Genomic DNA, 12719 nt, shown 5'->3' on the forward strand with positions numbered 1-12719 from the left:
CCCCCTGCGCGACGCCGACCGCCCCCACTGGCCGATGCCCCCCAGCCCCACCGCCCGCCCCTGACCCCCCACCCACCCACCCCCTCCGGGCAACTTCAGACAACGCGTGGCTTTCCAGCGCGGAACAGCCACTTTTTCGCTGAAAGTGCGCGGCGCAGGGAGGTGAGGGCCGAGGGGACGGGTGGGGTGGGTCAGGTGCGGGTGGTGTGTTCCTTGCGGGCCTGGTCGGCCAGGTGGGCGGGCATGGGGTCGTAGCGGGCGAAGTCGCGGGTGAAGGTGCCCGTGCCGTGGGTCATCGAGCGGAGCTCGACCGCGTAGCGGAGCAGCTCGGTGGCGGGCACCTCGGCGCGGACCAGGCTGCGCCCGTCTGCGTCCGGGTCGGGCTCGGTGCCGAGCACCCGGCCGCGCCGGCCGGACAGGTCACCCAGCACCGCGCCGACGGAGCCGTCGGGCACCCGGATGACCACCTCGTCCACCGGCTCCAGCAGCGCCGGCTGCCCCTTCTCGGCGGCGTCGCGCAGCGCCAGCGCGCCGGCGGTCTGGAAGGCCGCGTCGGAGGAGTCGACGCTGTGCGCCTTGCCGTCGACGAGGGTGACCCGCAGGTCCACCACCGGGTAGCCGGCCACCAGGCCGCGTTCCATCTGCGCCCGCACGCCCTTCTCCACCGACGGGATGTAGTTGTGCGGGACCGCCCCGCCGACCACCCGGTCGACGAACTCGAAGCCTCCGCCGCGCGGCAGCGGCTCCACCTCGATGTCGCAGACGGCGTACTGGCCGTGGCCGCCGGACTGCTTGACGTGCCGGCCGTGGCCCCGGCCACCGACGGTCAGCGTCTCGCGCAGCGCCACCCGTACCGGCTCGGTCTCCAGCTCCACGCCGCCGCTGCGCAGCCGGTCGAGGACCACGTCGGCGTGCGCCTCGCCCATGCACCAGAGCACCAGCTGGTGGGTCTCCGGGTTGCGCTCCAAACGCAGCGTCGGGTCGCCGGCGACCAGCCGGCCCAGGTTGCGGGCCAGGGCGTCCTCGTCGGCCCGGCTCTTCGCCACGATCGCCACCGGCAGCAGCGGCTCGGGCATCGTCCAGGGGGCGACGAGCAGCGGCTCCTCCTTGGCGGAGATGGTGTCGCCGGTCTCCGCGCTGCCCGACTTGGTGATCGCGCAGAGGTCGCCCGCCACGCAGGTGGTCACCTCGCGCAGCGTCGCGCCCAGCGGGGTGTAGATGTGCCCGACCCGCTCGTCGGCGTCGTGGTCGGGGTGCCCGCGTTCGGCCATGCCGTGCCCGGAGACGTGCACCACCTGGTCGGGGCGGAGCGTGCCGGAGAAGACCCGCACCAGCGAGACCCGGCCGACGTGCCGGTCGACGGTCGTCTTGACCACCTCGGCGACCAGCGGGCCGTCCGGGTCGCAGCTCAGCGGCGGCCGGGGCGAGCCGTCCACGCCGGTGACCGCGGGCACCTCGTGCTCCAGCGGGGACGGGAAGGCGGCGACCAGGCCGTCCAGCAGCGCGTCCAGGCCGACGCCGGTCTCCGCGCAGACCGGCACCACCGGGTAGAAGTGGCCCCGGGCGACCGCCTTCTCCAGGTCGGTGATCAGCACCTCGGTGTCGATCTCCTCGCCGCCGAGGTAGCGGTCCATCAGGGTCTCGTCCTCGCTCTCGGCGATGACCCCCTCGATCAGCTCGTTGCGGGACTCCAGGATCGCCGGCAGGTGCTCCGGGTCCGGCTCGCGCACGGCGGCGGGCAGCCCGGCGGAGTAGTCGAAGATCCGGCGGGTGATCAGGCCCATCAGGCCGGCCACCGACACGCCGTCGTCGCCGAGCATCGGCAGGTAGAGCGGGAGCACGTTGTCGCCGAACACCCGCTGGCACAGCGCCACCGCCTCGTCGAAGTCGGCGCGCGGGTGGTCCAGCCGGGAGACCGCGACGGCCCTCGGCATGTCCACCGCGGCACACTCCTCCCACAGGGCGGCGGTGGCCATGTCCATCCCGTCGGCCGCGGAGACCACGAACAGCGCGGCGTCGGCGGCCCGCAGACCGGCCCGCAGCTCGCCGACGAAGTCGCCGTACCCCGGGGTGTCCAGCAGGTTGACCTTGACGCCCTGGTGCATGAGCGGCGCGCAGGCCAGGCTCACCGAGCGCTGTTGGCGTACCGCCGCCGGGTCGTGGTCGCAGACGGTGGTGCCGTCGGTGACGCTGCCGGCCCGGCCGATCGTGCCGCTGGCCGCGAGCAGTGCCTCGACCAGGGTCGTCTTGCCCGCCCCGGAGTGCCCGACGAGCACCACGTTGCGAACCCTGCTGGGCTCGGTCACCACCGGCGCCGCGCCGGTGACACCCTTCTCCTGGTTCTTCTGCGCCATCGCGGCGCACCTCCCTCAGCGTGGTTGGTGGCGACCGCCGCGCGCGACGGGGAAGCGGGCCCGGGCGGGTGCCGCGGCGATATCCTCCGGTGCTCTCCTGGACGACGGGTATTCAGCCGGGTGGGCCGGTGAGCTGGCTCACCCCCCACACCCGATCTCACACCCGTTACCGACCCGACACAAGCCTGCGCCACGCGGGTCGGACGACCGGCTGTGTCGCCGACCGCTGCCGGCCGTTATCGTGGGACCGCCATGGCGAAGATCTTCCAAGTGACGGCCCGCGCGGGGATGACCCGCGTCGTGGAGCCGGTCGCGCGCGGCCTGCTCCGCGCCGGCGTGTCCCCCAACGCGGTCACCGTGACCGGCACCCTCGGCGTGCTCGTCGGCGCCCTCGGCTTCGGCGCCCGGGGTGACCTGGTCACCGGGGCCCTCATCGTGACGTTCTTCGCGCTCACCGACCTGCTCGACGGGACGATGGCCCGGATGAGCGGCGGTGCCACCCGGTTCGGGGCGTTCCTCGACTCGAGCATGGACCGGATCGCCGACAGCGCCGTCTTCGGCGCGGTGGCGTACTGGCTGGCCACCGAGCACGACTACTCCGGGGTGGCCGCGGCGCTGCTCTGCCTGGCCGCCGGCAGCCTGGTCTCCTACGTCAAGGCCCGTGCCGAGGGGCTCGGCATGACCGGCAACGTGGGCATCGCCGAGCGCACGGAGCGACTGCTGATCGTCGGCGTGGGCGGCCTGCTCACCGGGCTCGGCGTGGACCGCGCCCTGGAGGTCGCGCTCTGGCTGCTCGCCGCCGTCTCGATCTTCACGGTGGGGCAGCGCATGGCGCACGTGTACCGGCAGGCTCAGCTGGTCGGCAAGGAGTGAACCTCACCGAGCTCGGCTACGTCGCCGGCTGGCGCCTGGCCCGCGCGCTGCCCCGGCCCGTGGTGGCCGCGGCCTTCGCCGCGGGCGCGGACCGCGCCCACCGCCGAGGCGGTCCGGGTACGGCCCGACTGCGCGCCAACCTGCGCCGGGTGGTCGGCCCCGACCTGCCCGAGGCGGAGCTGGACGCGCTGGTCCGGCGCGGGATGCGCTCGTACGCCCGGTACTGGATGGAGGCGTTCCGGCTGCCGGCGCTGAGCCCTGCCCAGATCCTCGCCGGGTTCCGGCTGGACCCGGCCGGGGTGGACCTGCTCGCCGCCGACGTGGCCGCCGGTCGGGGCGCGGTGGTCGCCCTGCCGCACGCCGGCAACTGGGACGCCGCGGGCGCCTGGGTCGCCGCCACCGGCTGGCCGATCACCACCGTCGCCGAGCGGCTCAAGCCCGAGGCGGTCTACGAGCGCTTCCTCGCCTTCCGGCAGAGCCTGGGCATGGAGATCCTGCCCACCCACGGCGGCGACCGGCCCGCCTTCGACGTGCTGGTGGACCGGGTCCGCGCCGGCACGGTGGTGCCGCTGCTGGCCGACCGGGACCTCTCCGCCCGCGGGGTGGAGGTCGACTTCTTCGGCGGCCGGACCCGGATGCCGGCCGGCCCCGCGCTGCTGGCGGTCCGCACCGGCGCCCCGCTCTACGTCGCGTCGATGTGGTACGAACCGGACGCCGCCTGCGCCTCGCTCGAGGGTCCGCTGCCGCTGCCGGACCCGGACTCGGCGCCGTTGGACCAGCGGGTCCGGTTGCTGACCCAGCGGATTGCCGACGCTCTGGCGGCGGGCATCGCCCGGCATCCGGAAGACTGGCACATGTTGCAACGGATGTGGCTGGACCAGCGGAGTACGGACAGCGGCGCGACACCACCAGCGCCGGTCACCGGCCAGGCCTGACGGGAAGGGCGCCTACGTGCGGATCGGCATCGTGTGCCCGTACTCCTTCGACGTACCCGGTGGGGTGCAGAACCACGTCATGGACCTCGCCGAGGCGCTGATCGGGCTCGGTCACGAGGTGAGCGTGCTCGCCCCGGCCGACGAGGAGTCGGCGCTGCCGCCGTACGTGGTCTCGGCGGGGCGCGCCGTGCCGCTGCCGTACAACGGGTCGGTGGCCCGGATCGCGTTCGGCCCGGTCTCCACCGCCCGGGTGCGCCGCTGGCTCACCCGGGGCGACTTCGACGTGCTGCACGTGCACGAGCCGCTGACGCTGAGCCTGTCGATGCTGGCGGTGCTCTCCGCGCGCGGGCCGGTGGTGGCGACCTTCCACACCGCGATGACCCGGTCCCGGGTGCTCGCCGCCGCGCAGGGCGTCCTGCAGATCGTGCTGGAGCGGATCACCGCCCGGATCGCGGTCAGTGCCCTGGCCCGCAAGGTCCAGGTCGAGCACATGGACGGCGGCGCGGTGGAGATCCCCAACGGGGTGGCGGTGGCCAAGTTCGCCGGCGTCGAGCCGTTGCCCGGCTGGCCGGGGGAGTGCGCGCCGGGCACCGGCGGCACGCTCGGCTTCCTCGGCCGCTTCACCGAGGCCCGCAAGGGGTTCCCGATCCTGCGCGACGCCTTCGTCGCGCTGGCGCCGCACCGGCCCGGGCTGCGCCTGCTGGTGGCCGGCCCCGGTGACCCGGACGACCTGTTCGGGCGGTTCCCGGCCGAGCTGCGTGACCGGGTCACCTTCCTCGGCATGGTGCCCGAGCAGGAGAAGGCCCGGATGCTGCGCAGCGTGCACCTCTACGTCGCCCCGAACACCGGCGGGGAGTCCTTCGGGATGATCCTCACCGAGGCGCTGGCCGCCGGCACCACGGTGGTCGCCAGCGACCTCGACGCGTTCCGCCGGGTGCTCGACGGCGGGCGGGCCGGCCTGCTCTTCCCGACCGGGGACGCGGCCGCGCTGCGTACCGCCCTGGCCGAGCTGCTCGACGACCCGCAGGGCCGGGCCGCGCTGACCGCCTGCGGGGACCAGGTGGTGGCGCTCTACGACTGGCCGGTGATCGCCCGCCGGGTCCTGGAGGTCTACGCCGCGGCCATCGAGGCCACCGACGGCCGGGTCATCGACCAGGAATGGGTGGGGCTGGGCGGGGCGGTGTGAGCACTACGATGCCGCACATGTGGTGGGTGGTGGGCGCGACGGTGGTCGTCGCCCTGGTCGCGGCGTACCTGGTCTGGACGGCCGGCCGGGTCGAGCGGCTGCAGTCCCGGGCGGAGTCCGCGGCCCGGGCCCTCGATGCGCACCTGCTGCGCCGGGCGGCCGCCGCCGCGGTGCTGGCCGAGCGGCGCTACGGCGTCGAGCTGTACGCGGCGGCGCGGATCGCGCTGGACGCCCCGCCGGAGGAGCGGGAGGCCGCCGAGAACGACCTGACCCGGCAGTTGCGCACGGTGCGGCTGGACCCGGCCGACCCGGTCTGCGAGGCGGTGATCGCCGCCAGCCGGCGGCTGGCGCTGGCCCGGCAGGTGCACACCGACCTGGTCCGCGATGCCCGCGCGGCGCGCAGCCGGCCGCTGGTGCGGCTGTGCCGGATGGGGCGCCGGCACCCGTGGCCCCGCTACTTCGACGTCGACGACCCCACGCTCGTGGTCGCCGCCGAGGCTCCCGCGGGCTGACGTCGGCTTTCGGCACCGCTGGTGCCGACTGCCCCGTTTGGTGGCGGTCCGGGTGAGTGTCCGATCCCGGGTGATGGCAGCCACAGTGCAGGCCACCGGGGGTCTGATTGGCTGTCGGACCGGCGTTGAACCCGCCGTAGCATCAGCCGTAGCCACCCCCCGAGCATGTCCGAGGAGCGATAACCCGTGCCCGAAACCACCTCCCAGAACGCCGGCGCCACCTTCCTCGTCGGCACCGCCCGCGTCAAGCGCGGCATGGCCGAGATGCTCAAGGGCGGCGTGATCATGGACGTGGTCACCCCCGAGCAGGCCAAGATCGCCGAAGACGCCGGCGCCGTCGCCGTGATGGCGCTGGAGCGCGTGCCCGCCGACATCCGCGCCCAGGGCGGGGTGTCCCGGATGAGCGACCCGGACATGATCGACGGCATCATCAACGCCGTCTCCATCCCGGTCATGGCCAAGGCCCGGATCGGCCACTTCGTCGAGGCGCAGATCCTGCAGTCCCTCGGCGTCGACTACGTCGACGAGTCCGAGGTGCTCACCCCGGCCGACTACGCCAACCACATCGACAAGTGGGCCTTCACCGTCCCCTTCGTCTGCGGCGCGACCAACCTCGGCGAGGCGCTGCGTCGGATCACCGAGGGCGCGGCGATGATCCGCTCCAAGGGCGAGGCCGGCACCGGCGACGTCTCCAACGCCACCATGCACATGCGCAGGATCCGGCAGGAGATCGCCCGGCTCAGCTCGCTGCCGGTCGACGAGCTGTTCGTCGCCGCCAAGGAGCTCCAGGCCCCGTACGAGCTGGTCAAGGAGGTCGCCGGGACCGGCAAGCTGCCGGTGGTGCTCTTCACCGCCGGTGGTATCGCCACCCCGGCCGACGCCGCGATGATGATGCAGCTCGGCGCCGAGGGCGTCTTCGTCGGCTCCGGCATCTTCAAGTCCGGCAACCCGGCCCAGCGCGCCGCCGCGATCGTCAAGGCCACCACCTTCCACGACGACCCGGACGTGCTGGCCAAGGTCTCCCGCGGCCTCGGCGAGGCGATGGTCGGCATCAACGTCGACGAGATCCCGCAGCCGCACCGGCTGGCCGAGCGCGGTTGGTGACCCCGGCGGGGTCGGGACACGACGAGAGGACGGTGCGCATGGGCGACACACCGGTCATCGGGGTGCTCGCGCTGCAGGGTGACGTCCGCGAGCACGTCGCGGCCCTGGCCGGCGCCGGCGCGGACGCCCGCCCGGTACGCCGCCCGGCCGAGCTGGACGCGGTCGACGGGCTGGTCATCCCCGGCGGCGAGTCCACCACAATCAGCAAGCTCGCCGACATCTTCGAGATGCGCGAGCCGATCGACAAGCGAATCGCCGGTGGGATGCCGGTCTACGGGTCCTGCGCCGGCATGATCATGCTGGCCACCGAGGTCCTGGACGGCCGGCCCGACCAGCGCGGCTTCGCCGGCATCGAGATGACGGTGCGGCGCAACGCGTTCGGCCGGCAGGTCGACTCGTTCGAGGCGCCGGTGGAGATCGCCGGGGTCGCGGGCGAGCCGTTCCACGCGGTCTTCATCCGGGCCCCGTGGGTCGAGCGGGTCGGCGACGGCGTCGAGGTGCTCGGCCGGGTCAGCGAGGGCCCGGCCGCCGAGCGGATCGTCGCGGTCCGGCAGGGCAACCTGCTGGCGACCTCGTTCCACCCGGAGCTCACCGGCGACCTGCGGCTGCACCGCTACTTCGTGGACCTGGTCCGCGCCGCCTGAGCGGATGTGCGCGGGGCCCTTCCGGATCGGAAGGGCCCCTCGCGCCGTGCCGGGCGGGCATGTTTTCCGGTCCGCGCGGGTTGTCTTCCTCATGGCCCGGGTGTCCCGATGCCGCCCGGACGGGTGCCGGGTGTGACAAGCCGGGGCGCGACCTCGGTAGGATTGCCGCGGTTCGGCAGGGCCATTGCCCGCCGCAGCCCTCCACGCGGAGCCGACCGGCCGTCCTGTCGCCGGTTGCGGGGTGGAGTCGGCGCGGGCTGTCGACGCAGGCGTGGAATGACAGACGGAGGTACGAGATGTCCGGCCACTCAAAGTGGGCGACCACCAAGCACAAGAAGGCCGTCATCGACGCCAAGCGCGGCAAGATGTTCGCCAAGCTGATCAAGAACGTCGAGGTCGCGGCGCGCACCGGCGGCGGCGACCCGGCCGGTAACCCGACGCTCTACGACGCCATCCAGAAGGCCAAGAAGAACTCGGTCCCGAACGACAACATCGACCGCGCGGTCAAGCGGGGCTCCGGCCTGGAGGCCGGCGGCGCCGACTGGCAGACGATCATGTACGAGGGCTACGGCCCGAACGGCGTGGCGATGCTCATCGAGTGCCTGACCGACAACCGCAACCGGGCCGCCACCGAGGTCCGTACCGCGCTGACCCGCAACGGCGGCTCGCTCGCCGACGCCGGCTCGGTGTCGTACATGTTCTCCCGCAAGGGCGTCGTGATCGTCCCCAAGGCCGGCACGACCGAGGACGACATCATGATGGCCGTGCTCGACGCGGGCGCGGAGGAGGTCAACGACCTCGGTGAGGCGTACGAGGTGGTCTCCGAGCCGACCGACCTGATTCCGGTCCGCACCGCCCTGCAGGACGCCGGGATCGAGTACGAGTCGGCCGAGTCCTCGCTGATCCCCAGCGTCAACGTGCCGCTGGACGCCGACGGCGCGCGCAAGGTCTTCAAGCTGATCGACGTGCTCGAGGACTGCGACGACGTGCAGAACGTCTACGCCAACTTCGACGTCTCCGACGACGTCATGGCCGCGGTCGACGCCTGATCCCGGTGACCGGACGGCGATTCCCGCCGGGCGACGTGGTCGTCCGGCGGGAGGTGCTGCGCGGCGAGGTCTGGTTCGGCTGCCCGAGCATCTGCGTCGAGGACTCCGCCGACCTGCTCGCGCTCTACCTGCCGCCGGGGGCCGAGTTCGGCTTCCCGGAGGGCGGCACCTTCCCGTGTGGACGGCACCCCTGGCAGACCGCCGGCCACACGGCCTGGTCGGGGCACGGCAAGCTGATGCTCCAGCGTCCGGGTGAGGCGCACTCGGTGGACGTCTTCTGGGCCGGCGAGGACCGCGCCTTCGCCGGTTGGTACTTCAACCTCCAGGACCCGTTCCGGCGTACCCCGATCGGGGTGGACACCCTCGACCACGAGCTGGACCTGTGGTGGCCGGCGGGCGCCGACCGGTACGTCTGGAAGGACGTGGAGATGTTCGCCCAGCGCCTCACCGAGGGGCGCTACCCGGGCATGGCCGACGCCATCCGCGGGGAGGGGGACCGGATTGCCGCCCTGCTCGACGCGGGCCGGCGCTGGTGGGACGAGGGCTGGGCGCACTGGCGGCCGGACCCCTCCTGGGACGGGCCGCGCCTGCCGGCCGGGTGGGACACCGTTCCCTGCTGAAGCGGCCGGGACGCCGGCGAAACTCGGCTGACCGGCCACCCGCTCCCGCCGTAGCCTGCCGGGATGCTCGTCCCCGATCTCCCGCTGCGCACCGACCGCCTCGACCTGCGGTTGTTCACCGCCGACGACTTCGCCGCCCTGCACGGCTACCAGTCCCGCGCCGACGTCACCCGCTACCTCTACTTCGGGCCGAACGACGAGGCCGCCAGCCGGGAGGCGCTGACCCGCAAGCGCGCCCGGGTGGCGCTGCGCGCGGAGGGCGACGTGCTGAACCTGGCGCTGGTGCTGCGGGAGACCGGCGCGGTGATCGGTGACGTGCTGCTGATCTGGACCAGCGTCGCGCACCGGCAGGGCGAGATCGGGTACGTCCTGCACCCCGACCACGCCGGCCACGGGTACGCCACCGAGGCGGCCCGGGAGATGCTGCGGCTGGGCTTCGACGAGCTGGGTCTGCACCGGATCGTCGGCCGGCTGGACGCCCGCAACACCGCCTCGCGCGGGTGCTGGAGCGGCTCGGCATGCGCCGGGAGGCGCATCTGCGGGAGAACGAGCTGGTCAAGGGGGAGTGGACCGACGAGGCGGTGTACGCCCTGCTGGCCCGCGAGTGGCGGGCCGGCCGGCGCTGAAACGCCGCCCGGTCCGGCGCCCCCGTGTGCGCCGGGCCGGATGTTTTTGCTCAGTCGCGGCGGCGGGCCTTCAGCACGCTGTCGACGACGTCCCAGAGCGTGATCACGGCGATCACCACCACCGACATCGTGGCGACGGCGTCCAGGTGTTCGCCCTCGCGCAGCCAGGCGAACCGGGCGACCAGGTCCGGGTTGAGCAGCCGGTCGGTGAGCAGCAGCACCACCACCGGCACGGCGAAGGCCAGGTCGAGCGCGGCGTTGACGGCCACCAGCGGCCAGGTCCACCGCCGGGCGCGGTACTTCGCGATCTCCAGCGCCAGGCTCGCGACCAGCACCGCCGCGAGCACCGGCAGCCAGGAGCGCCACAGCGCCGGGTCGAGCAGGGGGATTCGCCCGCCGTCGGTGTCCGTCACCCAGGGCTGGAAGTGCTGCCAGGGCAGGAAGGCCAGGGTGAGCAGCAGCATCGCCACCGCCGCGCAGGTGTCGGTGAGTCGTACGTCCCGCTCGACCGGGCTCTCGGGTAGCTGGTCGACGGTCCAGTCGGGCAGGTTCAGCGAGGTGTCGGTCCGTTCCAGCACGGCGAAGCACAGGGTGACCCAGAAGGCGATCTGCACCGCCGTCTGGAGGGCGGCGGTGACGCCGGCGCCGATCGCCGGGCCGGGCTCGCCCTCGACGGTCGCCTTGATCACGCCCACCACCACGCCCACGGTGGCGGGGACGACGGCGAGCAGCCCCTTCAGGAACCGCTGCCAGACCAGGTAGTAGGTGGGGCCGATGAGTTGGAGCCGGCGGTCGGCGTAGCGGGCGGCGAGCCGTTCCGGGTGCCCCATCTCGGTCAGCACCTCGCGTTCGGCCGTGGCGGCGTCCTCCCCGGTGGCGGTCCGGCCGTCGATCATGTCCTCGATGGAGGCGCGCAGCTCGGTGGCGATCTCCGTCCGGCGCGGTGCGGGCACGGCCCGCAGGGTGGCGGCGACGTAACGGTCGGTCAGGGAACTCATCGGTCCACTCCTTCGATCAGCCCGGCGACGGAGGTCTGCACGGCGGCGAGGTCGTCGAGGAGTCGGCGCAGCACGGCCTCGCCCTCCTCGCTGGTGCGGTAGAACTTGCGCGGGCGGCTCTCCTCGGTGTTCCACTCGCTGGTCAGCAGGCCCTGCTCCTCCAGTCGGCGCAGCAGGGGGTAGAGCGTGTTGGCGTCGACCGGGAAGCCGTGCGCGGCCAGCCGTTGCAGCAGCGCGTAGCCGTAGTCGGGGTGACGCAGGGCGACCAGGCTCGCCACCACCACCGTGCCGCGGCGCAACTCCTGGAGATGGGTCCGCAGGATCTCCTCGCTAACCATGCGTCACACCATATTGTGTGCCACACAGTATTGTCGAGACCAATACTGTCGTGCCGGAGGGGAACGATGTGTCGCTCCGCGACGAGGGGCACCGGCGGGATGCCGGCGCCCCTCGTCGCGGGCGGGTTCAGCAGGACTGGCCCTGCCGGAAGCCGCGCTCGACGAAGTCCGCGCGCCCGGCCTCGAACCAGCCGACGCCGGGGCGGATCGGGTGCCCGGTGAACAGCTCCACCCGGCTGCCGAACCGGACCAGGTACGCCGTGGCGTCGCCGGCGTCGTTGCTGTTGAACTCACCGCGCCGGCCGTAGACCTCCGCCAGCTCGGCGAAGGACATGCCGATGCTCGCTCCGGCCGGCGAGCGGGGCGGCGCGGTGGCGGTGCCGACCGAGACCAGCCGCCCGTCCCGGAAGGCGAGCACGATCTTCCCGGCCCAGTCGCCGGTGACGCCGGCGTGGACCACGCCGGCGCAGCCGGCAGCCGTCCAGTCGATCAGGCCGGCGGTCGAGAGCCGGGTCAGGCTCGCGCCGATCCGGAACGGTCCGGCGCCCCGAACGCTGAGCAGATCGACCGAACCGGCAACCTGGACGATCGTGGCCCGCGCCGGGCGACGCCGGTCGGCGCGGTCGGTGGACGCGGCGGCGACGGCGGCTGAGGCCCCGGCGGCGGTGTCGGGGCGGGTCGGAGCGGCGGCGGTGCCCGGGCGCACGGCGGTCGGAGCGTCGGCGGCGGGCCGCGCGGCGGCCGGGCCGGCCAGCGCGGGTACGACGGCACAGAGGGCCAGCGCGCCGGTGAGGACGGTGGACGACAGACGGTTCATGACGGAACTCCCTTGTGGTGGTGTTGTCCTGTCGTCTTGTTCGTCTCCGCGCCGGCCACATCGGTTCGTCGGGTTTCCGACCGGGCCGCCCGCACCGGTCGGACCCGCTCCCGGCGGTCTCCGCCAGCGCGCTCCGGCGGTCTCCGCCACGCACCGGTTACCGTCGCAGCGGGGACTGCCGACGAGGGTGGGGCGATGAGCACTCCGGCGTGGATCGGCTCCTACCGGATCGAGCGCCTGCTCGGCGCGGGCTCGTTCGCGACCGTCTGGCTGGGCCACGATCCCGTCCTGGACTCCCGGGTGGCGATCAAGGTGCTGGCCGAGAACTGGTGCCACGACCTGCGGGTGCGGGAACGGTTCCTGGACGAGGCGCGGCTGCTGCGGCGGCTCGACCACCCCCGGCTGGTCCGGGTGCACGGCGTCGACGAGCTGCCCGACGGCCGCCCGTACGCGGTGCTGGCCTGGGCCGACGGCGGTGGCCTGCGGGACCGGCTGGCCACCGGGCCGCTGCCGGCGGCGCAGGCGCTGGCCCTGCTCGGCGAGATCGCCGCCGGGGTCGCGGTCCTGCACCGGCACCGGGTGGTGCACCGCGACCTGACCCCGGGCAACATCCTCTTCGCCTCCGGTCCGACCGGTGAGCGGGTCCTCATCGCCGACCTGGGA

Annotated in this window: 14 protein-coding genes; 10 read left to right on the top strand and 4 right to left on the bottom strand. The window is 73.6% G+C overall.

Annotation, left to right across the window (positions count from 1 at the left end):
- Nucleotides 1-191: 191 nt before the first annotated feature.
- Nucleotides 192-2354, bottom strand: coding sequence for an elongation factor G-like protein EF-G2 (locus tag KBX37_RS30930; RefSeq protein ID WP_210779400.1), 2163 nt, complete (start codon nt 2352-2354; stop codon nt 192-194).
- A 252-nt stretch (nt 2355-2606) separates the two neighbouring features.
- Here KBX37_RS30930 and pgsA point away from each other — a divergent pair, with 252 nt between their 5' ends.
- From pgsA to KBX37_RS30975, 9 genes are all read left to right on the top strand, one after another.
- Nucleotides 2607-3227: a phosphatidylinositol phosphate synthase gene (pgsA, locus tag KBX37_RS30935; RefSeq protein ID WP_210779401.1), complete on the top strand. Its 621-nt coding sequence runs from the start codon at nt 2607-2609 to the stop codon at nt 3225-3227.
- Nucleotides 3224-4162 carry a phosphatidylinositol mannoside acyltransferase gene (locus KBX37_RS30940; protein ID WP_210779402.1) on the top strand — a complete coding sequence of 313 codons (939 nt, stop codon included), beginning with the start codon at nt 3224-3226 and terminating at the stop codon, nt 4160-4162. Before pgsA ends, KBX37_RS30940 begins: the two co-directional genes overlap by 4 nt.
- A 16-nt stretch (nt 4163-4178) precedes the next feature.
- Nucleotides 4179-5348, top strand: coding sequence for a glycosyltransferase family 4 protein (locus KBX37_RS30945; RefSeq protein WP_210779403.1), 1170 nt, complete (start codon nt 4179-4181; stop codon nt 5346-5348).
- 17 nt (nt 5349-5365) lie between these two features.
- The gene (locus tag KBX37_RS30950; protein WP_210779404.1) at nt 5366-5860 is read left to right on the top strand and encodes a hypothetical protein; all 495 of its coding nucleotides are present in this window, start codon (nt 5366-5368) and stop codon (nt 5858-5860) included.
- 186 nt (nt 5861-6046) lie between these two features.
- Nucleotides 6047-6964, top strand: a complete 918-nt coding sequence (pdxS, locus tag KBX37_RS30955) for a pyridoxal 5'-phosphate synthase lyase subunit PdxS (RefSeq protein WP_210779405.1) — start codon at nt 6047-6049, stop codon at nt 6962-6964.
- A gap of 38 nt (nt 6965-7002) precedes the next feature.
- The gene (gene pdxT / locus KBX37_RS30960; RefSeq protein ID WP_210779406.1) at nt 7003-7608 is read left to right on the top strand and encodes a pyridoxal 5'-phosphate synthase glutaminase subunit PdxT; all 606 of its coding nucleotides are present in this window, start codon (nt 7003-7005) and stop codon (nt 7606-7608) included.
- A 296-nt stretch (nt 7609-7904) separates the two neighbouring features.
- Entirely contained in the window at nt 7905-8657 is a 753-nt protein-coding gene (locus tag KBX37_RS30965; protein WP_154938218.1) for a YebC/PmpR family DNA-binding transcriptional regulator, read from the top strand.
- Between the two features lie 5 nt (nt 8658-8662).
- A complete protein-coding gene (locus KBX37_RS30970) occupies nt 8663-9277 on the top strand; it encodes a DUF402 domain-containing protein (RefSeq protein ID WP_210779407.1) in 615 nt (204 codons plus the stop codon).
- A 63-nt stretch (nt 9278-9340) separates the two neighbouring features.
- Nucleotides 9341-10006: a GNAT family N-acetyltransferase gene (locus KBX37_RS30975; RefSeq protein WP_307849282.1), complete on the top strand. Its 666-nt coding sequence runs from the start codon at nt 9341-9343 to the stop codon at nt 10004-10006.
- Here KBX37_RS30975 and KBX37_RS30980 read toward each other — a convergent pair.
- The 3 genes from KBX37_RS30980 to KBX37_RS30990 all read right to left on the bottom strand — a co-directional run bounded on the left by KBX37_RS30980 (nt 9954) and on the right by KBX37_RS30990 (nt 12056).
- Nucleotides 9954-10901 (bottom strand): permease prefix domain 1-containing protein, encoded by a 948-nt coding sequence (locus tag KBX37_RS30980; protein ID WP_210779408.1) that lies wholly within the window; start codon nt 10899-10901, stop codon nt 9954-9956. The genes KBX37_RS30975 and KBX37_RS30980 overlap by 53 nt on opposite strands.
- Nucleotides 10898-11239, bottom strand: a complete 342-nt coding sequence (locus tag KBX37_RS30985; RefSeq protein WP_210779409.1) for a PadR family transcriptional regulator — start codon at nt 11237-11239, stop codon at nt 10898-10900. Before KBX37_RS30985 ends, KBX37_RS30980 begins: the two co-directional genes overlap by 4 nt.
- Nucleotides 11240-11366: 127 nt before the next feature.
- Nucleotides 11367-12056, bottom strand: coding sequence for a hypothetical protein (locus KBX37_RS30990; RefSeq protein ID WP_210779410.1), 690 nt, complete (start codon nt 12054-12056; stop codon nt 11367-11369).
- Between the two features lie 195 nt (nt 12057-12251).
- Between KBX37_RS30990 and KBX37_RS30995 the strand changes: the two genes are divergently transcribed.
- Nucleotides 12252-12719: serine/threonine-protein kinase (locus tag KBX37_RS30995; RefSeq protein ID WP_210779411.1), on the top strand; the 468-nt coding region annotated here is incomplete at its 3' end.

This window comes from Micromonospora sp. U56 (genome assembly GCF_018070095.1).
GTDB lineage: Bacteria > Actinomycetota > Actinomycetes > Mycobacteriales > Micromonosporaceae > Micromonospora > Micromonospora purpureochromogenes.

Bases quoted from the DNA above. Each gene is read 5' to 3' on its own strand.
- KBX37_RS30930 (WP_210779400.1), bottom strand. From the start codon at position 2,354: ATGGCGCAGAAGAACCAGGAGAAGGGTGTCACCGGCGCGGCGCCGGTG.
- pgsA (WP_210779401.1), top strand. From the start codon at position 2,607: ATGGCGAAGATCTTCCAAGTGACGGCCCGCGCGGGGATGACCCGCGTC.
- KBX37_RS30950 (WP_210779404.1), top strand. From the start codon at position 5,366: ATGTGGTGGGTGGTGGGCGCGACGGTGGTCGTCGCCCTGGTCGCGGCG.
- pdxT (WP_210779406.1), top strand. From the start codon at position 7,003: ATGGGCGACACACCGGTCATCGGGGTGCTCGCGCTGCAGGGTGACGTC.
- KBX37_RS30965 (WP_154938218.1), top strand. From the start codon at position 7,905: ATGTCCGGCCACTCAAAGTGGGCGACCACCAAGCACAAGAAGGCCGTC.
- KBX37_RS30975 (WP_307849282.1), top strand. From the start codon at position 9,341: ATGCTCGTCCCCGATCTCCCGCTGCGCACCGACCGCCTCGACCTGCGG.
- KBX37_RS30980 (WP_210779408.1), bottom strand. From the start codon at position 10,901: ATGAGTTCCCTGACCGACCGTTACGTCGCCGCCACCCTGCGGGCCGTG.
- KBX37_RS30985 (WP_210779409.1), bottom strand. From the start codon at position 11,239: ATGGTTAGCGAGGAGATCCTGCGGACCCATCTCCAGGAGTTGCGCCGC.
- KBX37_RS30990 (WP_210779410.1), bottom strand. From the start codon at position 12,056: ATGAACCGTCTGTCGTCCACCGTCCTCACCGGCGCGCTGGCCCTCTGT.